The 25841-nt window shown below is 73.0% G+C and carries 21 protein-coding genes; 12 read left to right on the top strand and 9 right to left on the bottom strand.

All coding sequences use genetic code 11. The features are described 5' to 3' along the window. Positions 1-212 precede the first annotated feature (212 nt). On the top strand, positions 213-4001 hold the full coding sequence (gene metH / locus ABD979_RS17960; protein ID WP_425584004.1) for a methionine synthase: 3789 nt from the start codon (positions 213-215) through the stop codon (positions 3999-4001). A 73-nt stretch (positions 4002-4074) separates the two neighbouring features. Next, positions 4075-4713, top strand: coding sequence for an HAD family hydrolase (locus tag ABD979_RS17955; RefSeq protein WP_425584006.1), 639 nt, complete (start codon positions 4075-4077; stop codon positions 4711-4713). Here the strand turns inward: ABD979_RS17955 and ABD979_RS17950 are convergent. After that, positions 4710-5597 carry a LysR substrate-binding domain-containing protein gene (locus tag ABD979_RS17950; RefSeq protein ID WP_345508881.1) on the bottom strand — a complete coding sequence of 296 codons (888 nt, stop codon included), beginning with the start codon at positions 5595-5597 and terminating at the stop codon, positions 4710-4712. The genes ABD979_RS17955 and ABD979_RS17950 overlap by 4 nt on opposite strands. 107 nt (positions 5598-5704) lie before the next feature. Between ABD979_RS17950 and ABD979_RS17945 the strand changes: the two genes are divergently transcribed. Then, positions 5705-6076, top strand: coding sequence for a DUF5997 family protein (locus ABD979_RS17945; RefSeq protein ID WP_345508880.1), 372 nt, complete (start codon positions 5705-5707; stop codon positions 6074-6076). A gap of 10 nt (positions 6077-6086) precedes the next feature. Here ABD979_RS17945 and ABD979_RS17940 read toward each other — a convergent pair whose 3' ends face one another. After that, on the bottom strand, positions 6087-7493 hold the full coding sequence (locus ABD979_RS17940; protein WP_345508879.1) for an aminotransferase-like domain-containing protein: 1407 nt from the start codon (positions 7491-7493) through the stop codon (positions 6087-6089). 60 nt (positions 7494-7553) lie between these two features. Between ABD979_RS17940 and ABD979_RS17935 the strand changes: the two genes are divergently transcribed. After that, positions 7554-9053 carry a CoA-acylating methylmalonate-semialdehyde dehydrogenase gene (locus ABD979_RS17935; RefSeq protein ID WP_345508878.1) on the top strand — a complete coding sequence of 500 codons (1500 nt, stop codon included), beginning with the start codon at positions 7554-7556 and terminating at the stop codon, positions 9051-9053. Between the two features lie 17 nt (positions 9054-9070). Next, complete coding sequence (locus tag ABD979_RS17930; RefSeq protein WP_345508877.1) at positions 9071-10453, top strand: aspartate aminotransferase family protein; 1383 nt, start codon at positions 9071-9073, stop codon at positions 10451-10453. Positions 10454-10552: 99 nt separating this feature from the next. Here the strand turns inward: ABD979_RS17930 and ABD979_RS17925 are convergent, their stop codons facing one another. Continuing rightward, a complete protein-coding gene (locus tag ABD979_RS17925; RefSeq protein ID WP_345508876.1) occupies positions 10553-11392 on the bottom strand; it encodes a RecB family exonuclease in 840 nt (279 codons plus the stop codon). 121 nt (positions 11393-11513) lie between these two features. Between ABD979_RS17925 and ABD979_RS17920 the strand changes: the two genes are divergently transcribed. The 4 genes from ABD979_RS17920 (at position 11514) to arc (ending at position 16227) form a co-directional block, all read left to right on the top strand. Continuing rightward, on the top strand, positions 11514-12659 hold the full coding sequence (locus ABD979_RS17920; protein WP_345508875.1) for a site-2 protease family protein: 1146 nt from the start codon (positions 11514-11516) through the stop codon (positions 12657-12659). A gap of 157 nt (positions 12660-12816) precedes the next feature. Next, complete coding sequence (locus ABD979_RS17915; RefSeq protein WP_345508874.1) at positions 12817-13227, top strand: single-stranded DNA-binding protein; 411 nt, start codon at positions 12817-12819, stop codon at positions 13225-13227. A gap of 11 nt (positions 13228-13238) precedes the next feature. Continuing rightward, positions 13239-14417 (top strand): tRNA (adenine-N1)-methyltransferase, encoded by a 1179-nt coding sequence (locus tag ABD979_RS17910; RefSeq protein ID WP_345508873.1) that lies wholly within the window; start codon positions 13239-13241, stop codon positions 14415-14417. Between the two features lie 55 nt (positions 14418-14472). Further along, positions 14473-16227, top strand: coding sequence for a proteasome ATPase (arc, locus tag ABD979_RS17905; RefSeq protein ID WP_345508872.1), 1755 nt, complete (start codon positions 14473-14475; stop codon positions 16225-16227). Positions 16228-16305: 78 nt separating this feature from the next. On the opposite strand, the gene ABD979_RS17900 is transcribed toward arc, so the two are convergent. Next, complete coding sequence (locus ABD979_RS17900; RefSeq protein ID WP_345508871.1) at positions 16306-16878, bottom strand: NADPH-dependent F420 reductase; 573 nt, start codon at positions 16876-16878, stop codon at positions 16306-16308. A gap of 103 nt (positions 16879-16981) precedes the next feature. Between ABD979_RS17900 and ABD979_RS17895 the strand changes: the two genes are divergently transcribed. Then, positions 16982-17467, top strand: a complete 486-nt coding sequence (locus tag ABD979_RS17895) for a MarR family winged helix-turn-helix transcriptional regulator (protein ID WP_345508870.1) — start codon at positions 16982-16984, stop codon at positions 17465-17467. A gap of 57 nt (positions 17468-17524) precedes the next feature. Here the strand turns inward: ABD979_RS17895 and ABD979_RS17890 are convergent, their stop codons facing one another. The 5 genes from ABD979_RS17890 to ABD979_RS17870 all read right to left on the bottom strand — a co-directional run bounded on the left by ABD979_RS17890 (position 17525) and on the right by ABD979_RS17870 (position 21468). Next, positions 17525-18091, bottom strand: coding sequence for a dihydrofolate reductase family protein (locus ABD979_RS17890; RefSeq protein ID WP_345508869.1), 567 nt, complete (start codon positions 18089-18091; stop codon positions 17525-17527). 195 nt (positions 18092-18286) lie between these two features. Then, entirely contained in the window at positions 18287-18937 is a 651-nt protein-coding gene (locus ABD979_RS20135; RefSeq protein WP_345508868.1) for a pentapeptide repeat-containing protein, read from the bottom strand. Between the two features lie 53 nt (positions 18938-18990). Beyond that, on the bottom strand, positions 18991-19395 hold the full coding sequence (locus ABD979_RS17880; protein ID WP_345508867.1) for a DUF3054 domain-containing protein: 405 nt from the start codon (positions 19393-19395) through the stop codon (positions 18991-18993). Beyond that, positions 19392-20381, bottom strand: a complete 990-nt coding sequence (locus tag ABD979_RS17875; protein WP_345508866.1) for a ribose-phosphate diphosphokinase — start codon at positions 20379-20381, stop codon at positions 19392-19394. Before ABD979_RS17875 ends, ABD979_RS17880 begins: the two co-directional genes overlap by 4 nt. 40 nt (positions 20382-20421) lie before the next feature. Beyond that, positions 20422-21468 (bottom strand): alpha/beta hydrolase, encoded by a 1047-nt coding sequence (locus ABD979_RS17870; protein WP_345508865.1) that lies wholly within the window; start codon positions 21466-21468, stop codon positions 20422-20424. A 93-nt stretch (positions 21469-21561) separates the two neighbouring features. Here ABD979_RS17870 and ABD979_RS17865 point away from each other — a divergent pair, with 93 nt between their 5' ends. Beyond that, positions 21562-24150 (top strand): lysylphosphatidylglycerol synthase domain-containing protein, encoded by a 2589-nt coding sequence (locus ABD979_RS17865; protein WP_345508864.1) that lies wholly within the window; start codon positions 21562-21564, stop codon positions 24148-24150. Positions 24151-24233: 83 nt separating this feature from the next. Next, positions 24234-25754: a depupylase/deamidase Dop gene (dop, locus tag ABD979_RS17860; RefSeq protein WP_345508863.1), complete on the top strand. Its 1521-nt coding sequence runs from the start codon at positions 24234-24236 to the stop codon at positions 25752-25754. Positions 25755-25841 lie beyond the last annotated feature (87 nt).

The following is a 25841-nucleotide window of genomic DNA, read 5'->3' as shown; positions in this document are numbered from 1 at the left end:
CACCGCGGACGCCCTTGCGTCCACCCCACCAGCCTAGGACCTGCCGGTGCCGATGGGCCGCAGTCCCGCGGGCGCGCCCCGGCCGCGTGCGACGCCGTCGGGCGGGCCCGGTGACCGCAGACCGGGCGGCGGCGCGCCCGGGTCGGCACGGTCCGTAGAATCGGGCCGGTCCACCATCCGGCGCGAGATCCGCGCCGCCGAGAGGAGCCCCGTTGTCCCAGTCGCCGCAGCAGCGACCCGACGCGACCGAGAGCCTGACCGCCACCCTCGGTCGGCGCATCATGATCCTCGACGGCGCGATGGGCACGGCGATCCAGCGCGACCGGCCCGACGAGGCCGGCTACCGGGGTGAGCGCTTCGCCGACTGGCCGAGCGACGTGCAGGGCAACAACGACCTGCTCACGCTGACGGCGCCGCAGATCATCGCCGGCATCCACCGGGAGTACCTCGAGGCCGGCGCCGACATCATCGAGACGAACACCTTCAACGCCAACGCGATCTCGCTCTCCGACTACGGCATGGCCGACCTCGCCTACGAGCTGAACTACGAGGCTGCCGCACTGGCTCGGCGCGAGGCCGACGCCGTGGGCGCGACGACCCCCGACCGGCCCCGCTACGTCGCCGGGGCCCTCGGGCCGACGACGCGGACGGCCTCGATCTCGCCGGACGTCAACGACCCTGGGGCGCGCAACGTGTCCTACGACGATCTCGTCGCCGCCTACCTCGACGCCGCCCGCGGGCTCGTCGACGGCGGCAGCGACCTCATCTTCATCGAGACGATCTTCGACACCCTCAACGCCAAGGCGGCGATCTTCGCCGTCGAGACCCTCTTCGAGGAGCAGGGACGACGCTGGCCCGTCGTCGTGTCGGGCACCATCACGGATGCGTCCGGTCGCACCCTCTCGGGCCAGGTGACCGAGGCGTTCTGGGACTCGATCCGGCACGTCTCCCCGCTCGCCGTCGGCCTCAACTGTGCCTTGGGCGCCAAGGAGATGCGTCCCTACATCGCCGAGATGGCCCGTCTCGCAGACTCGTTCGTGTCGTGCTACCCGAATGCCGGTCTGCCCAATGCCTTCGGCGAGTACGACGAGGCGCCCGAGGAGACCGCCGAGATCCTCCGCGAGTTCGCCGAGGCCGGCCTCGTCAACCTCGTCGGGGGCTGCTGCGGCACCACGCCCGAGCACGTGGCCGCGATCGCCCGCGCCGTCGAGGGCCAGCCGGTCCGGGTCGCCGAGCCGCTCGTCCCGGCGATGCGACTCTCGGGGCTCGAGCCGTTCACGGTCACCGACGACAGCCTCTTCGTCAACGTCGGGGAGCGCACCAACATCACCGGCTCGGCCCGGTTCCGCACCCTCATCAAGGACGGCGACTACGACACCGCCCTCTCGGTCGCCGCGCAGCAGGTCGAGAACGGCGCGCAGGTCATCGACGTCAACATGGACGAGGGGATGATCGACGGCGTCGCCGCGATGGACCGTTTCCTCAAGCTGGTCGCGAGCGAGCCCGACATCAGCCGCGTGCCCGTCATGGTCGACTCCTCGAAGTGGGAGGTCATCGAGGCGGGCCTGAAGTGCGTGCAGGGCAAGGCGATCGTCAACTCGATCTCCCTCAAGGAGGGCGAGGAGGCGTTCGTCGAGCACGCCCGGCTCGTGCGCAAGTACGGCGCCGCCGCGGTCGTCATGGCCTTCGACGAGGACGGCCAGGCCGACTCGCTCGAGCGCCGCCAGCAGATCTGCGCGCGCGCCTACCGCATCCTCACCGAGGAGGTCGGGTTCCCGGCGGAGGACATCATCTTCGACCCCAACGTCTTCGCGGTGGCGACGGGCATCGAGGAGCACGCGTCCTACGGGCTCGACTTCATCGAGGCGACGCGCTGGATCAAGGCGAACCTGCCGGGCGCCAAGGTGTCGGGCGGCATCTCCAACGTCTCGTTCAGCTTCCGCGGCAACAACCCGGTGCGCGAGGCGATCCACGCCGTCTTCCTCTACCACGCGATCCGGGCGGGCCTCGACATGGGCATCGTCAACGCGGGCGCCCTCGCCGTCTACGACGAGGTCGACCCCGAGCTGCGTGAGCGGATCGAGGACGTCGTGCTCAACCGCCGGCCTGACGCCGCCGAGCGGCTGCTCGAGATCGCGGAGGAGTACAACAAGGTCGGCCAGGCCGCCGAGGTGACCGAGGAGGAGTGGCGCGCGCTGCCGCTCGGCGAGCGGATCACGCACTCGCTCGTCAAGGGCGTCGACGCGCACATCGAGTCCGACACCGAGCTGCTGCGCGCCGAGATCGCCGAGCGCGGCGGGCGGCCCATCGAGGTCATCGAGGGCCCGCTCATGGACGGCATGAACGTCGTCGGCGACCTCTTCGGCTCGGGCAAGATGTTCCTCCCGCAGGTCGTCAAGAGCGCGCGCGTCATGAAGAAGGCCGTCGCCTACCTCATCCCCTTCATCGAGAAGGAGAAGGCCGACGACCCCGAGCTGGCGAAGGCGAAGGACACCAACGGCACGATCGTCATGGCGACGGTCAAGGGCGACGTCCACGACATCGGCAAGAACATCGTCGGCGTCGTGCTCCAGTGCAACAACTACGAGGTCATCGACCTCGGCGTCATGGTGCCCGCGAAGAAGATCCTCGACGCCGCGAAGGAGCACGACGCCGACATCATCGGCCTGTCGGGCCTCATCACGCCCTCGCTCGACGAGATGGTGTCCTTCGCGGCCGAGATGCAGCGCCAGGGCCTGACGCTGCCGCTCCTCATCGGCGGTGCGACGACCTCTCGGGCCCACACGGCGGTCAAGGTCGACCAGCGCTACGACGGCCCGGTCGTCTGGGTCAAGGACGCGTCGCGCTCGGTGCCGACCGCCGCCGCCCTGCTGAGCGACGAGCTGCGCCCGAAGCTGCTCGCCAAGGTCAAGGACGACTACGACGCGCTGCGCGCCCGGCACGCGAACAAGCACGAGCGCAAGCTGCTGACGCTCGCCGAGGCGCGTGAGCGGCGTACGCCCGTCGACTGGTCGGGCTACCGCCCGCCGCACCCGCACCTGCTGCTCCAGCAGGACCGCGACGTCTCGACGATCACCCGCTCGCGTGCGAGCGCCCAGCACGTCAAGGTCCTGCGCGACTACCCGCTCGGCGAGCTGCGCCGCTACATCGACTGGCAGCCGTTCTTCAACGCGTGGGAGATGAAGGGCAGCTTCCCCGACATCCTCAACAACCCGGCGAGCGGGCCGACGGCGCGCAAGCTCTACGACGACGCGCAGGCGATGCTCGACCGCATCGTCGAGGAGAAGTGGCTGCGCGCCAACGGCGTCGTCGGGTTCTTCCCGGCCAACGCCGTCGGCGACGACGTCGAGGTCTACCTCGACGAGCGTCGCACCGAGCCGGTCGAGGTGCTCCACCACCTGCGCCAGCAGGGCGACCACCGCCAGGGCGTGCCGAACCGCTCGCTCGCCGACTACGTGGCGCCCAAGGGCACGGCCAAGGACTGGGTCGGCGGCTTCGCCGTGACGGCCGGCCTCGGCGGTGCCGAGCGCGTCGCCGCGTTCAAGGAGGCGCTCGACGACTACGACGCGATCCTGCTCGAGTCGCTCGCCGACCGGCTCGCCGAGGCGTTCGCCGAGCGCCTCCACGAGCGGGTGCGCAAGGAGCTCTGGGGCTACGCGCCCGACGAGCACCTCGACAACGCCGCGCTCGTCAAGGAGCAGTACGCCGGCATCCGGCCCGCGCCCGGCTACCCCGCCTGCCCCGAGCACACCGAGAAGGACACCCTGTGGCGCCTGCTCGACGTCGAGGCGACCACGGGGATCACGCTCACCGAGAGCCGCGCCATGGCGCCCGGCGCCTCGGTGTCGGGGTGGTACTTCTCCCACCCCCAGTCGCAGTACTTCGTCGTCGGCCGGCTCGGCCGCGACCAGGTGCAGGACTATGCCGACCGCAAAGGCTGGACGCTCGCCGAGGCCGAGCGCTGGCTGTCCGCGAACCTCGCCTACGACCCGGAGGACTGACCCGGTGACCGCTTCCCCCAGCACCCACCCCGAGGGTGGGGCGTCCCTGCTGCCCGCCGCCGTCCTCTGGGACATGGACGGCACGCTCGTCGACACGGAGCCGTACTGGATCCAGGCCGAGCACGAGCTCGTCGCGGCCCACGGCGGCGTGTGGAACGACGAGTTCGCCCACCAGCTCGTCGGCAACGCGCTCGAGGTGTCGGCGCAGCTGATCATCGACCGGTCGGGCATCGCGCTCTCGGTGCCCGAGATCATCGACGCCCTGCTCGAGCGGGTCATCGCCCAGGTGCAGGTCCGTGTGCCGTGGCGGCCGGGCGCGCGTGAGCTGCTGCTCGAGCTCGGGGCGCTCGGGGTGCCCTCGCTGCTCGTCACCATGTCGTGGCGCTCGCTCGCCGACACGGTGGTGGGCAACCTCCCCGAGGGCGCCTTCACGGCGCTCGTCACCGGCGACGAGGTGAGCCACGGCAAGCCGCACCCGGAGCCCTACCTCGCGGCCGCACGCCTCGTCGACGTCGATCCCGCGCGCTGCGTCGCCATCGAGGACTCGCCCACGGGGGTGCGCTCGGCGACCGCCGCCGGGGTGCCGACGATCGCGATCCCGCACGTCGTGCCGGTGCCCGCCATCGAGGGAGCCGTGCGCATCGACACCCTCGCGGGCGTGCACGCCGTCGACCTGCTGCCGATCGTCAGCCGGGCCCGGGCCGGCCTCTAGCGCCGGCCCCTGCGGCGCGAGCCGCCCTTGCCGCCACCGCCGGAGCCACTGCCGCCCGAGCCGCTGCGGCGACGTGGTGCGCCGCCCCGCTGGGGGAGGGTGCGGCCGCGGTCCTGCGTGGCCCCCGGCTTCCGCGTGCCTTTGTTCTTCGCGTCCGTATGCCGGCCGCCCGCCTTCGCGTCGCTGCCCGCCTTCGCGTCGCCGTCCGCGCCCGCGCCGCGGCTCGAGCGCTCGGTGCGGCCCCGCACGATGCCGATGAACTCCTCGAGGCGCGGGTCGTCGTCGTCGACGCGCCACGCGAGGCCGACCCGCGAGGGCGCCACCCCCGTGACCGGGCGGTGCACGACGTCCTTGCGGTGGTGCAGCCGGGCGACCGACATCGGCACGACGACGACGCCCGAGCCGCTCGCGACGACGGAGACGGCCTGCTTCGCCGTCATCGGCGGCATCGCCGTGGACCGTTCACGGGCATCGGCGGTGGCCACAGCGGCCCACTCCGGCACCTCCTCGGGGCCCTGCACGAGCACCTCGCCCGCGAGGTCGGCGACGTCGACCTCCTCGAAGGCGGCGACGACGTGCTCCTTGGCCACGACGACGACCGGCACCTCCTCGTAGAGCGGGATGACGTGGAGGCCGTCGCGGTCGACGGGCAGGCGCACGAGCGCCATCGAGGCGCTGCCGTCGCGCAGGTGCGCCACCGCCTCGGCCTGATCGACGGGCGCCAGGTCGAGGGCGAGGTCGGGCAGCCGCTGCAGCCAGGTGCGTCGCCACTTGTCCGGCGTCACCCCCGGCACGAACTCGACCCGGAAGGCGTCACCGTCGGGGGCGGCCTCGTCGGGCAGGTCGTCCAGCACGGGGTCGTCCACCACTGCGTCGTCCGTCACCGTCCGAGCGTAGAGGACGCCGCGGGAGTGGCCGGCGGCCGTGACGGGCCGCCGTGCCCGCCGACGGGTGGCGCGCGGAGGTCCGGGCGCGCCCTAGGCTTGGCCCCATGCCGAAGTCGCAGACCATGAAGCCCCAGACGGCCGCGAAGAAGCTCGGCGTCCTGCTCGCCGAGACCCCCGCCGAGTTCCAGGAGGGCGTCGTCAGCCGCGACGAGCTCAACGCCCTGCAGGCCGAGCCGCCGGAGTGGCTGGCCAACCTGCGCCGCAACGGTCCGCACACCCGCCAGGAGACCGCGCGCCGCCTCGGCATCTCGAACTCGGGCCTGACCCGCAGCGGCGTCGGCGAGCACCTGACGACCGACGAGATCAAGGCCGTGCTCGACGAGATGCCAGCCTGGCTCGTCGCCGAGCGCGACATCCTCGCGCAGGTGCGGGCCGAGGAGGCGCGCCTGCGGGCGCGCGACGCCGAACGCTCCTGAACCACACCCGTCAGCGGTGCTGCGCGGTCCACGCCCCCGCAGCCGCAGCCTCGGCGATGAGGTCCGCCACCTCCGCATGGTTCTCGCGGAGCAGCCCGGTGGTGACCCGGACGTGACCTGCCGGGGCGGTGGGGCCGCCCGGAGCGGGCGAGCCCGTCGAGCCGGCCGACCCACGCGTCCCCGTCGGGTGGTCGACGGCGAACGGCGAGCCGGGCGTCACGGCGATGCCCTGGCTGGCCAGCCGGAGCACCGCGGCCGCCTCGTCGCGCACCGGGACCCAGATGTTGAGCCCGTCGCTGCCCGGAACGTCGATGCCGTGCGTGGCGAGACGGTCCACGACGAGCTCGCGGCGGCGGGCGTACTCGGCCCGGGCGACCGCGGTGCTCCGGGCGCACTCGTCGTCGCGCAGGAGGCCGGCGAGCACGCGTTGGAGCAGCCGGCTCGTCCAGCCCTGCCCGACGGCCCGGGCGTGACGCACGGGTGCGAGCAGCGCTGCGGGGCCGCTCATCGCCGCGATGCGCAGGTCGGGGCCGTGCGACTTGCTGAAGCTGCGGATGTGCAGCACCTGGTCGGGGATCCAGGCACCGAGGCTGATCGCCGCGGACGTCGAGATGGGTCCGCTCGAGTCGTCCTCGACGACGAGGCAGTCGTGCCCGCGCAGCAGCGCGGCGAGGCGGCGCGCCCGGGTCGGTGACATCGACACCCCGGTCGGGTTCTGGCCGCGGGGCTGGAGCACCACCGCCGCCGGGCGGCGGGGGAGCAGCTCCTCGACGCGGTCGAGGTCGAGGCCGGTCTCGTCGAGCGGCACGCCGACGACGTCGACCCCGCGGTCCTCGAGCAGGTCGAGCAGCGGCGGGAAGCCGGGATTCTCGACGAGCACGAGGTCGCCGGGCCGCAGCAGGGTGCGCGAGACCAGGTCGAGCGCGTCCATCGCGCCGTCGACGACGAGCAGCTCCTCGGCGGCATACGGCCAGTCCTCCACGAGCACGGCGCGCAGCTCGTCGAGCACCGGGTCGTCGAGGTAGCTGCTCGGCGTCGCCGGCTCGGACAAGCCGGCGAGCACGGGCCCGAGCGCGGGCAGGAGGGCGCCGTCGGGGATCCCGGTCGAGAGGTCGAGGCGCACGGGCGACTCGTGCCGCAACGCCCGGGTGTAGCGCTCCCCGCCGCGCGCGGTGGGCGCGATGGTCGTGCCGCGGCGCCCGTCCGAGCGGATCGTGCCGGACCGTGCGAGCAGCGACCACGCCGCGCTCACCGTGGTCGGCGACATCATCAGCTCCTCGGCCACGCGGCGGATCGGCGGCAGCTGGTCGCCGGGCTGCAGGGTCGCGTCGCGGATGGCCCGGGTCACCGCCTGGGCCAGGCCCTTGGCGGTCGGGGCGTCGAGGCGCTCCTCGAGGGCTGAGATGACGACGCGCACCTTCGTAACATAGCAATCGATGCTTTGTATGGGGTGGGAGTGGCACGTAGCGTTGGCGGCATGACGACGCAGCCTGTGCCCATCGACCACTGGATCTCGGGCGCGCGCGTGCCCGGCGCCTCGGGCCGCACCGCCCCGGTGCACGACCCCGCGACGGGCCGCGTGACGGGGGAGGTGGCGCTCGCCTCGGTCGGCGAGGTCGACGCCGCGGTCAAGACCGCCACCGCGGCCGCCCGCGACTGGCGCACGAGCTCGCTCTCGCGGCGGGCCGCCGTGCTCTTCGCGTTCCGCGAGCTGCTGCACGCGCGCACCGACGAGCTGGCCACCATCGTCACGGCCGAGCACGGCAAGGTGCTCTCCGACGCGGTCGGCGAGATCGCCCGAGGCCTGGAGAACGTCGAGTTCGCGACCGGCGTGCCGCAGCTGCTCAAGGGCGGCTTCTCCGAGCAGGCCGCGAGCGGCGTCGACGTCTACAGCATCCGTCAGCCGCTCGGCGTGGTCGCCGGCATCACGCCGTTCAACTTCCCCGTGATGGTGCCGCTGTGGATGTGCGCCAACGCCATCGCGTGCGGCAACGCGTTCGTGCTCAAGCCGAGCGAGAAGGACCCGTCCGCGTCGCTCTTCCTCGCCGAGCTGTGGAAGGAGGCCGGTCTGCCCGACGGCGTCTTCACCGTCGTGCACGGCGACAAGGAGGCCGTCGACGCCCTCCTCGACCACGAGGACGTCGCGGCCCTCAGCTTCGTCGGCTCGACCCCCATCGCGAAGTACATCTACGAGCGCGGCACCGCGAACGGCAAGCGCGTGCAGGCCCTCGGTGGCGCGAAGAACCACGCCCTCGTGCTGCCCGACGCCGACGTCGACATGGCGGCCGACGCGATCGTCTCGGCCGCGTACGGCGCGGCCGGCGAGCGTTGCATGGCGCTCTCGGTCGCGGTGGCGGTGGGCGGGGTCGGCGACGAGCTCGTGACGGCCATCTCCTCGCGCCTGCCCAAGCTGACGGTCGGCCCCGGCGCGGCCGAGGGCACCGACATGGGGCCGCTCATCACGCGCGAGCACCGCGACAAGGTCGCCGGCTACGTCGCGGCCGGCGCGGAGGCCGGGGCGACCGTCGTCGTCGACGGACGCGAGCAGGAGGTTCCCGCCGACGGGTTCTTCCTCGGCATGACGCTGCTCGACGACGTGACGCCCGACATGACGGTCTACCGCGACGAGATCTTCGGACCCGTGCTCTCGGTCGTGCGCGTCGACACCTACGACGAGGGGCTCGCCCTCATCAACCGCAACCAGTACGCCAACGGCACCGCGATCTTCACCCGCGACGGGGGCGCGGCCCGCCGCTTCCAGAACGAGGTCGAGGTCGGCATGGTCGGCATCAACGTGCCGATCCCCGTGCCGGTCGCCTACTACTCCTTCGGCGGCTGGAAGGACTCGCTGTTCGGCGACACGCACATGTACGGCCCCGAGGGCATCAACTTCTTCACGCGCGGCAAGGTCGTGACGCAGCGGTGGCCCGACCCGGCCACCTCGAGCGTCGACCTCGGCTTCCCGCGCACCCGCTGACGTCAGGAGCACCCACCATGACCGACCTCGACCAGCGCACCGTCGTCTCCGAGCTCCTCGACGCGATGACGGAGCAGCAGGTGCGCACCCTCGACCGCGACCACGTCTTCCACTCGTGGTCCGCCCAGGGGCTCATCGACCCGCTGCCCATCGCCCGGGCCCAGGGATCGCACTTCTGGGACTACGACGGCAAGCGCTACCTCGACTTCAGCAGCCAGCTCGTCAACGTCAACATCGGCTACAACCACCCGAAGGTCGTCGCCGCGATCCAGGAGCAGGCCGCCCGGCTCGCGACGATCGCGCCCTCGTTCGCCAACGACGCCCGCAGCGAAGCGGCCCGGCTCATCACCGAGGTCGCGCCCGACGGGCTCTCCGCCGTCTTCTTCACGAACGGTGGCGCCGAGGCGAACGAGAACGCGATCCGCATGGCGCGCCTGCACACCGGCCGGCACAAGGTGCTCGCGACCTACCGCAGCTACCACGGCGCCACGGCCGGCTCGATCACCCTGACGGGCGACCCGCGCCGGTGGCCGTCCGAGCCCGGCATCGCCGGGGTCGTGCACTTCTGGGGCCCGTACACCTATCGCTCGGCGTTCCACTCCGAGACCGAGGAGCAGGAGGCCGACCGGGCGCTGGCCCACCTGCGCGACACGATCATGGTCGAGGGTGCGCACACGATCGCCGCGATCATCCTCGAGACGGTCGTCGGCACGAACGGCATCCTCGTGCCGCCGGACGGCTACCTCCAGGGCGTGCGCGACCTCTGCGACGAGCACGGCATCATCCTCATCGCCGACGAGGTCATGGCCGGCTTCGGCCGGTGCGGCGAGTGGTTCGCGGTGGACCGCTGGGGCGTCACCCCCGACCTCATCACCTTCGCCAAGGGCGTCAACTCCGGCTACGTGCCGCTCGGCGGCGTCGTCATCTCCGACGAGATCCGGGCGACCTTCGACCAGCGGGCCTTCCCCGGCGGGCTCACCTACTCGGGCCACCCCCTGGCGTGCGCCTCGGCGGTCGCGTCGATCACGGCCTTCCGCGAGGAGGGCATCATCGAGAACGCCCGGATGCTCGGCACCGACGTCATCGGGCCGCGACTGCGCGAGATCGCGGCGAAGCACCCCAGCGTCGGCGACGTGCGCGGCCTCGGTGTCTTCTGGGCCGTCGAGCTCGTGCGCGACCGCGAGACGCGCGAGCCGCTCGTGCCCTACAACGCGGCCGGCCCGGCCGCCGCGCCGATGACGGCCTTCGCGGCCGCCTGCAAGGAGCGCGGGCTGTGGCCGTTCACCCACTTCAACCGCACCCACGTCGTGCCGCCGTGCACGACGACCGCGGCCGAGGCCGAGGAGGGGCTGGCGATCCTCGACGAGGCGCTGTCGGTCGCCGACGAGCACACCGTCTGAGGCGGTGACCGCGACGACGACCTGACGGTCGGGTGTCGCCGGGCCGCGCCCGGGGGCACCCGACGACGGTCCATGCGTGGCGTCAGTCGGGGCGTGGCGTCAGTCGTCGACCTCGACGTCCCCGGTGACGGTGGGGTCGACCGCGCGCTCGGCGGCGTCGACCGGCAGCGGCGGGGGAGTGCCACCCCAGGCGGGGCACAGCGGGCGGTGGTCGCACCAGTCGCAGAGCCGGCTGGGGCTCGGGCGCCAGTCGCCCGTGGACGCGGCCCGCTCGATGGCGGCCCAGAGCGCCTTGACCTTGCGCTCGGTGCCGAGCAGGTCCTGCTCGTCGGGCTCGTAGGCGACGATCTCGCTGTTGCCGAGGTAGACCAGCTGCAGGCGCTTGGGGATGACGCCGCGCTGGCGCCAGAGCACGAGCGCGTAGAACTTCATCTGGAACAGGGCCTTGGCCTCGAAGTGCTCCGAGGGGGAGCGGCCCGTCTTGTAGTCGACGACGCGCATCGCGCCGCCGGGGGCGACGTCGAGGCGGTCGACGTAGCCGCGCAGCACGAGCCCGTCGATCTCGGTCTCGACGTAGAGCTCGCGCTCGGCGGGCTCGAGGCGGGTCGGGTCCTCGAGCCCGAACCACGTCTGCAGGAGGCCGGCAGCCCCGGCGAACCACTCGTCGGTGCGACCGTCGTGCTCCTTGAGCAGGTCGAGCATCGCCGGCTCCTCGTCGGCGAGGCGGTCCCACTCCTGGGGCACCAGCCCGACGGCCGCGTCGATGGTGCGCTCGTGCGCCGGCAGGTCGAAGAGCCGCTCGAGGACGGCGTGCACGAGGGTGCCGCGCGCCGTCGCCGTCGTGGGCGGCGACGGCAGCTTGTCGATGACCCGGAAGCGGTAGAGCATCGGGCACGTCATGAAGTCGGCGGCTCGACTGGGGGACAACGCGGAGACCATGGCCCGACTGTATGCCGCGGCGGCGACAGCCCCGTGTCGCCACCCACAGCCCCGGCAGCCCCACAGCGCTCGCACGCTCCCGGCATACGGCCCGCACGGGCGCGGGCACTAGGGTCGAGGCATGAGCAGTCCCGCCCGCCCCTCCGCGGCCCACGGGTGGCGCATCGGCAGCCTCGCCGGCACCCCGGTCTTCCTCGGCCGGTCCTGGCCCGTCATCGCCGTGCTCATCGTCGTGGTCTTCGGGCCCAACCTGGCACGCGCCGACCGGGGCCCGGAGTACGGCTACCTGCTCGCGGCCGGCTACGCCGTGCTGCTGCTCGTCTCGGTGCTCGTGCACGAGGCCGCGCACGCCCTCGTCGCGCAGTGGCGGGGACACCCGGTCAGCCGCATCGTGGCCGACGTGTGGGGTGGACACACCGTCTACGACGCGACCCGCTCGTCGCCGACGACGACGGCGCTCGTGGCGGTCGTGGGCCCGCTGTCCAACCTCGTGCTCGCCGGCGCCGTCTGGGCGCTCAACACGGTCGTGACGAACGAGACGGCGCACACCCTGCTCGGCATCGTCGCCGTGGCCAACCTGCTCGTCGGCCTCTTCAACCTGCTGCCCGGCCTCCCGCTCGACGGCGGCCAGATCGTCAGCGCGCTCGTGTGGCGCGCCACCGGGAGCAAGGGGCGTGGCCTCGTCGCCGCCGGGTGGCTCGGGCGGGTCGTCGCCGTCCTCACGGTCGCGTGGTTCACGCTCCGGCTCGTCTCGAGCGGCCGCACGCCCGACCTCTTCGACCTGGTCTGGCCCGTCGCCATCGCGTTCTTCCTCTGGCAGGGCGCCACCGGCGCCGTGCGCGCAGGCCGCATCCACGTGGCGACGGCGGGCCGGGCGACCGACGTCCTCGAACCGCTCGTGCTCGTCGCCGGGACGTCCGGGCTCGCCGAGGTGGACGACGCCCTGGCGTCGGGCACCTGGGTGGCCGCGGCCGACCCCGCCGGGTGGCCCATCGGCGTCGTCGACCGCGACTCCGCCGCCGGGGTGCCGGAGGCGGTGCGCGAGCGCACGAGCATCGCGTCGGTGACGCTCGCCCAGCCGGCCGCCTGGGTCGTGCCCCTCGAGGCCGACGCGGTGCTGACCGACCTGATCCAGGTGATGAGCGAGCGCGAGCTCTCGCTGGCCGTCGTCGTCGACGCCGTGAGCCGCGACGTGCGCGGGCTGGCCAGCGCAGAGCGGATCAACGCCGTCGTCGGCGCCGAGCTCGGGCGACGCACCCGCCGCTGAGGCCGTATGCCGGGTCGCGGGCGCCCCGCCGGCGCGGCTGTCCACACCCCCTCGGGGCAGAGGCGGGTCGTCCACAGGGTCGTCGGCAGGTCTGTCGCCGGGAGACCCCGCGCGGCACGGTGGAACCGACCCGATGGACGGGTGGGAGGGAGACACCATGAGCACGAGCAGGGCGCAGCCCGCGGTGGAGCCCGTGGTGGGGCCGGAGAGCTGCGGCCGCAACGAGGTGGCGCTGCGGGGCAGGGTCGCGGCGGCCGCCGAGGAGCGCGAGCTGCCGAGCGGCGACCGCATCGTCGTCCTGCGCGTCGTCGTGCCGCGGACGCCCGCCCGGGGACGGCGCCGGGTGGGCGAGCCGGCGCGGCGGGCGACGGTCGACACCCTCGACGTCGTGTGCTGGACGGCCGCGACCCGGCGCGCGGCGCTGCGGCTGCGGGCTGACGACGTCGCGGAGGTCGAGGGCGCACTGCGGCGGAGGTTCTTCGGCGCCGCAGGCGGACGGCAGAGCCGCTACGAGGTCGAGGCGGAGGTGGTGCGCCGGGTGTCCGGAGGTGGTGCGCGCGGCACCTAGACTGTGCTCCCATGACCGACGCCGCGCAGTCCGACCACCCCGGTGCCGACCACCCCGGTGCCGTCCGCACCCGACGCGGCGTCTTCGAGGTGGGCGAGCGCGTCCAGCTGACCGACCCGAAGGGCCGCCTGCACACGATCACGCTCGAGGCGGCGCGCGAGTTCCACACGCACCGCGGCTTCCTCAAGCACGACGACATCATCGGTGCGCCGGACGGCTCGGTCGTGACGAACACCGCCGGCGTCGAGTACCTCGTGCTGCGACCGCTGCTCAGCGACTACGTCATGTCGATGCCGCGCGGGGCCGCGGTCGTCTACCCCAAGGACTCCGGCCAGATCGTGCAGATGGCCGACATCTTCCCCGGCGCCACCGTCGTCGAGGCGGGTGTCGGCAGCGGCGCCCTGTCGATGTCGTTGCTGCGCGCCATCGGCGAGCAGGGGCGCCTGCTGTCCTTCGAGCGTCGCGAGGACTTCGCCGACATCGCCCGCGGCAACGGCCGTGCCTTCTTCGGCGGCGACCACCCGGCCTGGACCGTCACGGTGGGCGACCTCGTCGAGACCCTGCCCACCGTCGTCCCGTCCGGCACCGTCGACCGGGTCGTGCTCGACATGCTCGCGCCGTGGGAGTGCCTCGACGCCGTCTCCGAGGCGCTCATCCCCGGCGGGGTGCTCATCTGCTACGTCGCGACGACGACCCAGCTGAGCCGTGTCGCCGAGGGCATCCGCGCGCACGGCGGCTTCACCGAGCCGACCGCCTGGGAGTCGCTCGTGCGCGGCTGGCACCTCGAGGGTCTCGCGGTGCGGCCGCAGCACCGCATGCACGGCCACACCGGCTTCCTCATCTCGACGCGGCGGCTCGCGCCCGGCGTCGACGCGCCCGAGCGCAAGCGCCGCCCGGCCAAGGGCGCCTACGGCGAGAGCGCCGGCACCGCCAGCGCCACCGCCATGGTCGACGGCGGGCCGGACGCCGCAGCCCCCACCGACGGCGGCGGCAACGGCGCGCTGGGAGCGAGCGACACGGCATCCGTCCTCGGGGGCGGCACGGCGACGGTGATCCCGGGCTCGACGGCCTCGACCGACATCCCGGCCGACGCGTGGACGCCCGAGGCCCTCGGTGAGCGGGTCAAGAGCGACAAGACGATCCGACGCGTGCGCCGATCACTGGCTGAAACGTCCGACGATCTGCGCTGACGCGGGGTTAGGGTCGAATCGTCACTGTGTGCGAGTGACGGATGAGGAGGCCGAGATGTCTGATGACGTCCGCAACCCAGACCCCGACGGTGCCACCGGTGCCTCGGCCGGGGACCGTGAGCTGAACGCCCTGCGCGCGGAGGCGGAGGCGCTGCGCGAGACCGCGCGGCACTCGCCGCAGCGCACCCGGGAGCTCGAGGCGCGTCTCGCCCACGTGCAGACGAGCCTGTCGACGCTGTCGTCGCAGAACGAGCGCCTCGTGCGCACGCTCAAGGACGCGCGTGAGCAGATCGTCACGCTCAAGCAGGAGGTCGACCGGCTCGCGCAGCCGCCGAGCACCTACGGGCTGGTGCTCGACGCGCCGGAGGACGGCACCGTCGACATCCTGACCGGCGGTCGCAAGATGCGGGTCGCGGTCAGCCCGTCCGTCGACCAGCAGCAGCTCGGGCTCGGCCGCGAGGTCATGCTCAACGAGGCGCTCAACGTCGTCTCGGTGCACGGCTACGAGCGGGTCGGCGAGGTCGTCACCGTCAAGGAGCGCATCGACGACGAGCGCGTCGTCGTCGTCACCCACGGCGACGAGGAGCGCGTGTGCCGCATCGCGAGCCCGCTCCTCGCCGAGCGGATCCGGGTGGGCGACTCGCTGACGCTCGACTCGCGCTCGAACTTCGTGCACGAGGTCATCCCCAAGCTCGAGGTCGAGGAGCTCGTGCTCGAGGAGGTGCCCGACGTCGCGTACGAGGACATCGGTGGCCTCGCGGGGCAGATCGAGCAGATCCGCGACGCCGTCGAGCTGCCCTTCCTGCACCCCGACCTCTTCAAGGAGCACCACCTCAAGCCGCCGAAGGGCGTGCTGCTCTACGGGCCGCCCGGGTGTGGCAAGACCCTCATCGCCAAGGCCGTCGCGGCGTCACTGGCCCGGCAGGTCGCGGCGCGCACCGGCAAGCAGCTCGAGAAGAGCTACTTCCTCAACATCAAGGGCCCCGAGCTGCTCAACAAGTACGTCGGGGAGACCGAGCGACACATCCGCCTGATCTTCCAGCGGGCCCGCGAGAAGGCGTCCGACGGCACGCCGGTCGTCGTCTTCTTCGACGAGATGGACTCGCTCTTCCGCACCCGCGGGTCGGGCGTCAGCAGCGACGTCGAGACGACGATCGTGCCGCAGCTGCTCGCCGAGATCGACGGCGTGGAGCGGCTCGACAACGTCATCGTCATCGGCGCCTCCAACCGCGAGGACATGATCGACCCCGCCATCCTGCGGCCCGGACGCCTCGACGCGAAGATCAAGATCGAGCGCCCGGACGCCGAGAGCGCGCGCGACATCTTCAGCAAGTACCTCGTCGACACGCTGCCGCTCCACGAGCAGGACCTCGCCGTCAACGGCGGCGACCGCGACGCGACGGTCGAGGCGATGATCACCGCCGCGGTCGAGCGGATGTACTCCGAGATGGAGGAGAACCGCTTCCTCGAGGTCACCTACCAGGGCGGCGACAAGGAGATCCTCTACTTCAAGGACTTCAACTCGGGCGCGATGATCCAGAACATCGTGGACCGGGCCAAGAAGCTCGCGATCAAGGACTTCCTGACCACCGGCCAGAAGGGCATCCGCGTCGAGCACCTGCTCGCCAGCTGCGTCGACGAGTTCAAGGAGAACGAGGACCTCCCGAACACGACGAACCCCGACGACTGGGCCCGCATCAGCGGCAAGAAGGGGGAGCGGATCGTCTACATCCGCACCCTCATCAAGGGCAAGGACGGCACCGAGCCGGGCCGCTCCATCGCGACGGCGAACACGGGCCAGTACCTCTGACCCCACTCCCGTCGACAGCACGGCAGGCACACCGAACAGGCACCCGGCGAGAGCAGGGTGCCTGTTCGGTGTCGCGGCTCAGCCGTGGAGCGCGAAGCCCGTGTTCCACGAGGTCTGCTCGCTGGCCGCGAGCCCGATCTGCAGCAGTGCCAGGCCCTCGAGCTCACGGGCGCGGGCGAGCGGCCCCACGTCCGCGGTCCGGAGGCCGCCGGCTGTGACGAGCTCGGCGACCTGCGCCTTGGCCTCGGCGTCGTCACCGGCGAGCAGCACCGTGGCCGGCTGGTCGCCGACCGTGCCGGCAGCCAGGCTGGCGGCGAAGTTGGTGTTGAAGGCCTTGACGACGCGGGCGTCGGGCAGGGCGGCGGCGATCTCGGCGGCCGCGGAGGAGTCCGCGGGCACGGTCAGGCTGAAGGTCGCGAAGTCGAGCGGGTTCGTGATGTCGACGACGACCTTGCCGGCGAGCTGCTCGCCGCGCTCGGCCAGGAGGCCGGCGACCGCGGTGTGCGGCACGGCGAGCACGACGAGATCGCCGGTGGCGCGCTGGTCTGCGTCCGCGCTGCCGTAGAGCTCCACGGTGTGCCCGGCCTTCTCGGCGATGCCGGCGATGGCCTGACCCATGTTGCCCTTGCCCAGGATGGTGATGGTGCTCATGACGATCCTCCTCGGCGGCGTCGCCGCCCTTTGGTTGTCGGTACAAGTGCAACGTACCCCGGGTCGGTTGTCGCGACAACCAGTGGGTCGGCATACTGCTGCCATGGAGACGAAGTGGCTGTCCGCCGACGAGCGCGAGGCCTGGCTGGGCGTCTTCGCGGTGCTCGAGCTGCTGCCCGCGGCGCTCGACGCCCAGCTGCGCCGGGAGTCGGAGCTGACACGGTTCGAGTACTACGTCCTCGCGATGCTGTCGGAGCGGCCCGACCGCACGCTGCAGATGACCGGGCTGGCCGCCCTCAGCAATGCCACGCTCCCGCGCCTGTCGCACGTCGTCCGACGCCTCAGCGAGCGGGGCCTCGTGGACAAGGCGCCCTGCCCCGGCGACGGTCGGGCCACGATCGTCCGGCTCACCGACGCCGGCTGGGACAAGCTCCGGGAGGCGGCGCCCGCACACGTCGCGACCGTGCGCCGGCACGTCATCGACGCCCTGACGAGCGAGCAGGTCGAGCAGCTGACGCAGATCACGCGGGCCATGCTCGGCAGCCTCGACCCCGAGGGCGCCATGAAGCCGGCCGAGCCCGGAGTCTGACCGGACGGACCTGACCGGACGGACCTGACCGGCCGGGACCCGATCGCGACGGGCGCCTCAGTCGCGCTGTCGGACCGCGTGCCGGACGTGCACCACGCCGTTGTCGAACCGTCCGTGCTCGAGCAGCTCGAGGTCGAGGCGGACGCCGCGTGGCAGGGCCGGCTTGCCGCCGCCGACGACGACCGGGCAGAGCAGCAGCACGCACTCGTCGACGAGGCCGTGCCGGAACGCCTCGACGGCGATCCCCGCGCCGCCGATGCTGAGGTCCGAGGCGGAGGTCTCCTTGAGGCGCCGCACCTCGTCCGGGTCGAACTCGCGCGCGATCCTCGTGCGGGCGGTCGACACCTCGGTCAGGGAGGTGGAGTAGACGACCTTGTCGGTGTCGCGCCAGATGCCGGCGTACTCGCGCACCACCTCCGGCTGGTCGGCCAGCCAGTCGTCGTCCTCCCAGACGCGCATCGTCTCGTACATGCGCCGGCCGTAGAGCGACGTGCCGATCCGACGTTCGTGCTCGTTCCAGAACGCGTGCACGGCCTCGTCGGGCACCGACCAGTCGAAGGCGCCCGTCTCGTCCTCGAGGAAGCCGTCGAGCGAGACGTTGGCGGCGTAGATCAACCTGCCCATGGAGCACTCCGTCCGGAAGCCGAACCCGCGTGTGAGGTGTCTGGCCCAGTCAACCGCACCGCCCGCGCCTTCGGGCGTTCAGCGACCGGCCGGCTGCCCCGCGCCCGACCGGACCGCTCGACACTCACCTGTCCGCCGTGCGAGACAGGGCGTCCAGGTCGCGGACGCAGAAGCCGTGGTGCTCGCGCTCCTCGTTCAGCACGGTGACGAGGCACTGCTGCACGCTCCGGCCCGTGGCATACGGCGGCCACCGGTCGTCGTCGGGCACCGGTGCGGGCCGGGCGAGCTGCTCGGGTGCGACGTCGGCGAGCCACGCTGCGACCTCCGCCGCCTGACGCTCGCGCACGGCGACCACCTCGGCGAGCCCGGGCCGGCCGACGGGTCGAGGCCCAGACCCTCGTGGTCCGGCACGACCGGCGACGCCAGGCCCATCGCGGTGAACGGCTCGGTCACCCCCAGCACGCACCGGCGGAACCACGAGTCGTGGACGAAGACGAGGTGGCGCAGGGTCTCGACCGTCGACCACTCGCCGTCGACCCGCTGGTGCTCGCTGCCCGCGCGCATCGACCGGACGCGGTCGACGGTCACGGCCCAACCGCCGGTCAGCCGGCGCCAGGCCTCGCGCAGGTCGCCGAGGTCGTCGGACCGGATGAGCACCCGCACCGGGTGGCGGCGATCGAGCTCCGCCTCGACGTAGCCCGTGACCTCCACGCCGTTGACCGTCAGGCCGGTGACGAGCCCGTCGATCTCGACGTCCTGCATCACCGCACCGACGAACCGCGCCCGGCTGAGGTCGCACTCGCGGAACTGCGCGCCGGTCAGGTCCTCGTCCTCGAAGTGCCGCATGCGGTCAGGCTAGGGCGCACCGCCCACAGCCGGGGGTCGTCGCAGGGGGCCCGCTAGCGCGCGGTGGACGGGTGCCGGGTGGCTCGGCGGGCGGCATACGCCCCCAGCGCGCGCCAGCCGAGGAGGAACGCTGCGAGCACGAGCGAGGCGACGACGACGAAGCTCACCGCGGTGCCCTGCCCGGTGGCGCGGCGCAGCACCATGCCGACCAGCACCGTGGCGAACCACACCGTCACGCCGGGCGCGACGGCCACGGGCCAGGAACGGCGCGTGGCCCGGACGACGACCCAGCCGACCGCCGTGCCGACGAGGAACGGCCACGCCGTCGAGAGGACCCCGACGACCGGGTTCGCCTCCTCGTGGCTCGCGCGCCCGATGGCGGCGAAGAGCGCCACGAGCAGGACGTCGACGGAGAGGGCGGCGGCGGGCCGGCGCCACCAGGGCAGCCGATCGCTCATGCGTGCGTGTCGAAGGGCAGCTTCGCCTGCGGCGGTGCGTGCGTCGGGTCGACGCCCTCGAAGAGGGAGCTGACCGAGCGGCCGTGGTGGATCCGGCTGATCGTCTCGGCGAAGAGCTCCGACACCGAGCGGACCGTGAGCTCGGGCCAGTCCGGCGGCGGGGGCACGGTGTCGGTCGTGACGACCTCGGTGATGAACGGGTGCGACCGCAGCCGTTCGACGGCCTTGCCGGCGAAGAGCCCGTGGGTGCACACGACGGCCGCCTCGGTGGCGCCGGCGTCCTTGAGCCGGTCGATGAGCTCGACCATCGAGCCCCCGGTCGCGATCTCGTCGTCGAGGATGATGGCGCGCCGACCGGAGACGTCTCCGACGATCGAGTCGATGACGACACGGTCGTCGGCGACCCGCTGCTTCGAGCCGGCGGCGACGGGCAGCCCCAGCAGCCGGGCGAACTGGGTCGCCACCTTCGCGTTGCCGAGGTCGGGGCTGACGACGATCGAGTTGGTGAGGTCGTGCGTGCGGAAGTGGTCGGCGAGCACGCCGATGGCCGTGAGGTGGTCGACCGGCGTCGAGAAGAAGCCGTGCACCTGCGGCGCGTGCAGCGCCATCGTCAGCACGCGGTGCGCGCCCGCGGTCGAGATCATGTCGGCGACGAGGCGCCCGCCGAGGCTGATCCGCGAGGCGTCCTTCTTGTCCGAACGGGCGTACGCGTAGTGCGGCATGACGGCCGTGATCTGCGCGGCCGAGGCCCCGCGCGCCGCGTCGATCATCAGGAGCAGCTCCATCAGGTGCTCCTGCGTCGGCGGCACGAGGGGCTGCACGATGTAGACGTCGCGCTGGCGGCAGTTCGCGAGCAGCTGCGCCTGCAGGCAGTCGTTGCTGAACCGCTTGATGTCGACGGGGGAGCGCCGCACCCCGAGGTGGGAGCAGATCCGGTCGGCGAGCGCTGGGTGCGCCGACCCGCTGAACACGACGACATCGTTCACTTCGAGCCCATCCCTACCGAGGTTCGCGTGCCCTCGCACCCTAGCCGACCTCCCCGGGACGCGTCTGCAGGGAGCCCGAGGCGTGATCGGCCACCCAGGCCGCGAGCTCCGCGCGGGCGGCCCGACCGCCGTGGGCCGCCCCGGGGAAGCTGAGGAAGCCGTGCGGGGCGCGGGGGTAGTTGGTGTGGCGGACGGTCACGCCGTGCTCGCGCAGTACCTGCGCGTAGGCCGCGCCCTCGTCGCGGAGCGGGTCGAGGTCGGCGGTCTGCACGAGGGTCGCCGGCAGCCCGGCGAACTCGCTCGCGTGGAGCGGGGAGACGAGCGGGTCCATGGCGTCGAGCGCGTCCGCACCGTCGCCGAGGTAGTGCGCGAGGAAGGTGTCCATGTCGAGCCGGGTGAGGATCGGCGCGTCCGCGTGCTCGCGCACCGACGCCGAGCTCATCGTCGCGTCGACGGCCGGGTAGCAGAGCGCCGTGTAGGTCACGTCGGCCCCGCCCTCGTCGCGCAGCACGTGGGCGGCCACGGCCGCGAGGTTGCCGCCGGCCGAGTCGCCCGCGAGCCCGAGACCCTCCGTCCGTATGCCGGAGCCACCGTCCGCGCCCCGGCTGCCGTCCGCGGCCGGGGCCCCGGAGGCCGCCCAGCGGGCGGCGTCGACGCAGTCGTGGGCGGCCTGCGGCGCGCGGTGCTCGGGCGCCAGCCGGTAGTCGACGCCCAGCACGACGACGCCGGCGTGCGCGGCGATCCAGGCGCACACCGGGTCGTAGGCCCGCACGTTGCCGAGCACCCAGCCGCCACCGTGGAACCAGAGGAGCGCGGGCAGCGGCCCGGGCCCGGCGGCGCGCGGGCGGTAGGTGCGGACCCCGACCTCGTGCCCGTCACGGGCGTGGAAGCTCGTCGTGCCGATCTGCACGCCGGCCGGCACCGGCCCGGTCACCCAGGTGTACGGCGCTCGCGCCGGCGCGAACCACGCTCTGCTGCGGGCGATCTCGTCGAGCGTCTCCATCCGCTCGGGCCGTCGCGACCGGCGCAGGGCACGGGCGAGGAGCTGGGTGCGAAGGGGCATGTCCCACGAGTCGGTGACGGTCACGGCGCCAGTCTCGCACCGACCCCCGACCGACAGCGCGGCGGCGTCGGGCCGACCCTGCGGCGATTGGGCCCCCGACTCGGGCAGGATTGGCCCATGCCCGACGACGAGACGACGGCCGCGCCCCCCGAGGAGGGGCCTCCGTCGACGCGTCCCGGGCCGACGGACGACACCACGGGGGGACGCATGAGTCGATCGGCGCAGGACGTGCAGGAGCGCGATCCCGACGAACGGGAGGTCGGGGGCGACCCGGGCGAGCCCGAGGCGTCGATCGAGGCCATCGCCGTCCCCGACGAGCCGGGCGTCGACGCCCCGCCGGCGCCGGAGGTGGAGGTCCTCGAGCCACCGATCCCCGAGCGCGTGCGCCGGCCCGTCGACGCGGTGCGCCTCGTCGCGGCGCTCGTGCTCCTCGTGCTCGGCCTCGTCATCGCCGACGTCGCCTCGGGCACCCGGGGCGCCGTCGAGCAGGACCTCACCGATGCCACGAGCGGGCTGCCGCGCGTGCTGCTGACCCTCCTGGGCCTGATGAGCGGCGTCGGCGTCATCGTCCTGCCGATCGGCGTGGGCATCGACCTCGTCATGCGGCGGCGGCCGATCCAGCTCATCCAGGCCCTCGGCGCTGCCGTCGTCGCCGGGGTGCTCGTCATCGTGCTCGCCGTGCTCGTGCAGTCGGGCAACGGCGGCTTCGTCACCGACGTGCTGACCCGGCCCACCCCGACCGGTCGCACCGGCCCGCTCGACATCGTGCTCGTCTCGATGCTGGCGCTGCTCACCGTCGCCGACATCTCCGGTCGCAAGTGGCTCTCGCCCGTCGCCACGACGATCGTCATCGCGACGCTCGTCACGACGCTGCTCTCGGGCGCCATGACCCTCGCCGCGCTGGCCTGCTCGCTCCTGCTCGGCTGGATCGTCGGACTGGCCTTCCGCCTCGGCCTCGGCGTCACGTCCACCCGGCCGCCCGGCACCGAGGTCGCCGCCGTCCTCGTCGCCGGCGGCATCGACCTCACGCGCCTCGAGCTCATCGACGCCAACGACTCGGGCGACCGTCGGTATGCCGCCTCCACCGCCCGCGGGCCGCTCGACGTGCACGTCATCGACCGCGACACCTTCGGCCTCGCCTCCGGCCGCCGCCTGCTGCGGGTGCTGCGGCTGCGCAGCGGGTTCACCCGGCCGCCGGCCCTCACCCTGCGCTCGGAGATCGAGCACCGCACGCTCATGGGCCTGGCCCTGCACGACGCCGGCATCCGGGCCCCGCGCCCGGTGCTCGTCTCGGAGGTCGGGCCGTTCTCGGCCGTCATCGCCTACGACGAGCCGCGCGGCACCTCCCTCGCCGAGATCGACGGGGCCCTCGACGACGAGCGGCTGACGGCGATCTGGGAGCTCGCCGCGACGCTGCACCGGCGTCGCATCGTGCACCGCCAGCTCGGCCCGTCGACGATCGTCGTCGACGACGACGGCCGGGTCGCCCTCTCGCGGCTGGGCAGCGGCGACGTCGCGGCCGACGACATCAGCCTGCGCCTCGACCTCGCCCAGCTGCTGACGACGGTCGCCCTGACCGTCGGGCCGGAGCGAACGGTCGACACCGCGGTGGCGGTGCTCGGCGAGGACGCCGTGCTGCGCGCCGTGCCGGTGCTGCAGCCCGTCGCCCTCAGCTCCGACGCCCGGGTCGCGCTCAAGGAGTCCAAGACGGTCATGGGCGAGCTCCGCGAGCGCCTCGTCGCCCTGCGCCCCCAGGCCGAGGCCGTCGAGCCCGTGCAGCTGCGGCGCATCTCGCTCAAGAGCGTCGCCACCCTCGTCATGGGCGGGGTCGCGGGCTACATCGTGCTGAGCCAGCTGGCCCAGGTGGACGTCAACCAGGTCGTCGAGACCGCCGACTGGCGGTGGGCCGCGTTGCTCGTCGCCGCCGCCGTGCTCACCTTCGCCGGCGCCTCGATCGCGCTCGCCGGCGCGGTGCAGATCCACCTGCGGTTCGTGCGCACCTACATGACCCAGCTCGCCGTCGCGTTCACCGGCCTCGTCGCCCCGGCCGCGGTCGGCAACATCGCGCTCAACACTCGCTACCTGCAGACGTCAGGCCTCACCCCGACCGTCGCGGGCGCGAGCGTCGGCGTCGCGCAGGTGGCCCAGTTCTGTTCGTACTTCGTGCTGCTCGTCATCTCCGGCGTGCTGGCGGGCACCGGGCCGGCCGTCTCGTTCAGCCCGTCGCCGGTGCTCGTCGCCGGCATCCTCGCCGTGCTCATCGCCCTGCTGGCGCTGCTCGCCGTGCCGCGCGTGCGGGCGCTCATCACCGACCGGGTGCTGCCGCAGATCAAGTCGGCCGTGCCGCAGGTGCTCGCCGTGCTCCAGCACCCGCGGAAGCTGGCCCAGCTGCTCGGCGGCGCCCTGCTGCTCGACCTGTCGTTCGTCGCCGCGCTCGTCTGCGCGACCAAGGCGTTCGGGGCGACTGCTCCCGTCGCGGCCGTCGCCGTCGTCTACTTCGCCGGCGCGATCATCGGCTCCGCGGTGCCGACCCCCGGTGGGCTCGGCGGCATCGAGGCCGCCATGTCGGCGGGCCTCATCGCCATCGGCGTCGACAGCGGCACCGCCGTGTCGTCGGTGCTGCTCTACCGGCTCGCCACCTACTGGCTGCCGATCCCCTTCGGGTGGTTCTCGCTCAACCGGCTGCAGAAGCTCGGGGCCATCTGAACCCGGCCGCACGGCATACGGCCCCGGACGCGCGACGACGGACCGACCACGGCGCGGTCCGGGGCGGCGGTTATCGTCGGGCCATGACGGTGCGGCGGATCATGGGGCTCGAGACCGAGTTCGGCATCTCGGTGCCGGGCGACCCGATGGCCAACCCGATGTACCTCTCGGGGCAGGTCGTCAGCGTGTACGCCGCCGCGCAGGGCATCCGGTCGAACCAGTCGAGCTGGGACTACGCCTTCGAGGACCCGCTGCGCGACGCCCGCGGCTGGCAGCTCGACCGGCAGACGGCCGACCCGAGCCAGCTGACCGACGTCGAGGACCCGACGCTCGCGAACGTCGTGCTGACCAACGGCGCCCGCTACTACGTCGACCACGCGCACCCGGAGTACAGCTCGCCCGAGGTGACCCTGCCGCGCGACGCCGTGACGTGGGACCGCGCGGGTGACGCCATCGCGCTGGAGTCGGTGCGGTTGCTCGCCTCGCGGCCCGGGCAGCCGCCGGTCAACCTCTACAAGAACAACACCGACGGCAAGGGCCAGTCCTACGGCACGCACGAGAACTACCTCATGCCGCGCCGCACCCCGTTCCCCGACATCGTGCGCCACCTCATCCCGTTCTTCGTCACGCGGCAGGTCGTCTGCGGGGCGGGGCGGGTGGGGCTCGGCGTCGACAGCAGGGGAGCGGGCTACCAGATCAGCCAGCGAGCCGACTTCTTCGAGACCGAGGTCGGCCTCGAGACGACGCTCAAGCGGCCGATCATCAACACCCGCGACGAGCCGCACGCCGTCGCCGACCGCTACCGGCGCCTGCACGTCATCCTCGGCGACGCCACGCACCTCGACGTCGCGACCCTGCTCAAGACCGGCACGACCTCGCTCGTGCTCGGCATGATCGAGGACGGGCACCTGACGCAGGACTGGTCGGTGCGGCGGCCCGTCGCGGCGCTGCAGGCCGTCAGCCACGACCCGTCGCTGCAGGCCACGGTCGAGCTCGTCGACGGCCGCACCATGACGGCCCTCGACGTGCAGTGGATGTACCTCGAGGCCGCGCGCGCCTGGCTCGACCGGCGCGGCGACGACCCGGAGCCGGAGGCCACGGCCGAGGTCATGGCGCTCTGGGAGGACGTGCTGACGCGCCTGGGCTCGGACGTCAGCTCGGCCGCGCCGTTCGTCGACTGGGTGGCCAAGCTGGGGCTGCTCGAGGGCTACCGGTCGCGCGACGGGCTCGCGTGGGACGACCACCGCCTCGCCGCCATCGACATCCAGTGGGCCGACGTGCGCCCCGAGAAGGGGCTCGTCCACCGACTGCGCGACCGCGGCCTGTTCCACGACCTCGTCACGCCCGAGCAGGTCAGGGCAGCGCGCTCCACCCCGCCGGCGGACACCCGGGCGTGGTTCCGGGGCGAGTGCGTGCGCCGGTTCTCCGGCCAGGTGTTCTCCGCCAGCTGGGACTCCGTCGTCTTCGACGTGCCCGGCCGGGCGAGCCTGCAGCGCGTGCCGATCCTCGAGCCGGAGCGCGGCACGCGCGCCCAGGTCGGCACGCTGCTCGAGCAGAGCGGCGACGTCGACGAGCTGCTCCGGGGCCTCGCCACCCCCGAGTGACCCGTCCGCGGCTCTCGTCCGCCACGCCCGTGACGTGGGGCTCGGACCGCCGCGGCTCCGGCCCGCCCACGCGTTAGGGTCGGAGCA

The organism is Terrabacter aeriphilus (assembly GCF_039542985.1).
Classification (GTDB): domain Bacteria; phylum Actinomycetota; class Actinomycetes; order Actinomycetales; family Dermatophilaceae; genus Terrabacter; species Terrabacter aeriphilus.
The sequence above is the reverse complement of the archived record's forward strand: the minus strand, read 5'-3'. Positions and strand labels throughout refer to the sequence as shown.

Coding starts and splice junctions, on each gene's coding strand:
- ABD979_RS17955 (WP_425584006.1), top strand. CDS start 4,075: ATGGACGGCACGCTCGTCGACACGGAGCCGTACTGGATCCAGGCCGAG.
- ABD979_RS17945 (WP_345508880.1), top strand. CDS start 5,705: ATGCCGAAGTCGCAGACCATGAAGCCCCAGACGGCCGCGAAGAAGCTC.
- ABD979_RS17935 (WP_345508878.1), top strand. CDS start 7,554: ATGACGACGCAGCCTGTGCCCATCGACCACTGGATCTCGGGCGCGCGC.
- ABD979_RS17930 (WP_345508877.1), top strand. CDS start 9,071: ATGACCGACCTCGACCAGCGCACCGTCGTCTCCGAGCTCCTCGACGCG.
- ABD979_RS17925 (WP_345508876.1), bottom strand. CDS start 11,392: ATGGTCTCCGCGTTGTCCCCCAGTCGAGCCGCCGACTTCATGACGTGC.
- ABD979_RS17920 (WP_345508875.1), top strand. CDS start 11,514: ATGAGCAGTCCCGCCCGCCCCTCCGCGGCCCACGGGTGGCGCATCGGC.
- ABD979_RS17915 (WP_345508874.1), top strand. CDS start 12,817: ATGAGCACGAGCAGGGCGCAGCCCGCGGTGGAGCCCGTGGTGGGGCCG.
- ABD979_RS17910 (WP_345508873.1), top strand. CDS start 13,239: ATGACCGACGCCGCGCAGTCCGACCACCCCGGTGCCGACCACCCCGGT.
- arc (WP_345508872.1), top strand. CDS start 14,473: ATGTCTGATGACGTCCGCAACCCAGACCCCGACGGTGCCACCGGTGCC.
- ABD979_RS17900 (WP_345508871.1), bottom strand. CDS start 16,878: ATGAGCACCATCACCATCCTGGGCAAGGGCAACATGGGTCAGGCCATC.
- ABD979_RS17895 (WP_345508870.1), top strand. CDS start 16,982: ATGGAGACGAAGTGGCTGTCCGCCGACGAGCGCGAGGCCTGGCTGGGC.
- ABD979_RS17890 (WP_345508869.1), bottom strand. CDS start 18,091: ATGGGCAGGTTGATCTACGCCGCCAACGTCTCGCTCGACGGCTTCCTC.
- ABD979_RS20135 (WP_345508868.1), bottom strand. CDS start 18,937: ATGCGGCACTTCGAGGACGAGGACCTGACCGGCGCGCAGTTCCGCGAG.
- ABD979_RS17880 (WP_345508867.1), bottom strand. CDS start 19,395: ATGAGCGATCGGCTGCCCTGGTGGCGCCGGCCCGCCGCCGCCCTCTCC.
- ABD979_RS17865 (WP_345508864.1), top strand. CDS start 21,562: ATGCCCGACGACGAGACGACGGCCGCGCCCCCCGAGGAGGGGCCTCCG.
- dop (WP_345508863.1), top strand. CDS start 24,234: ATGACGGTGCGGCGGATCATGGGGCTCGAGACCGAGTTCGGCATCTCG.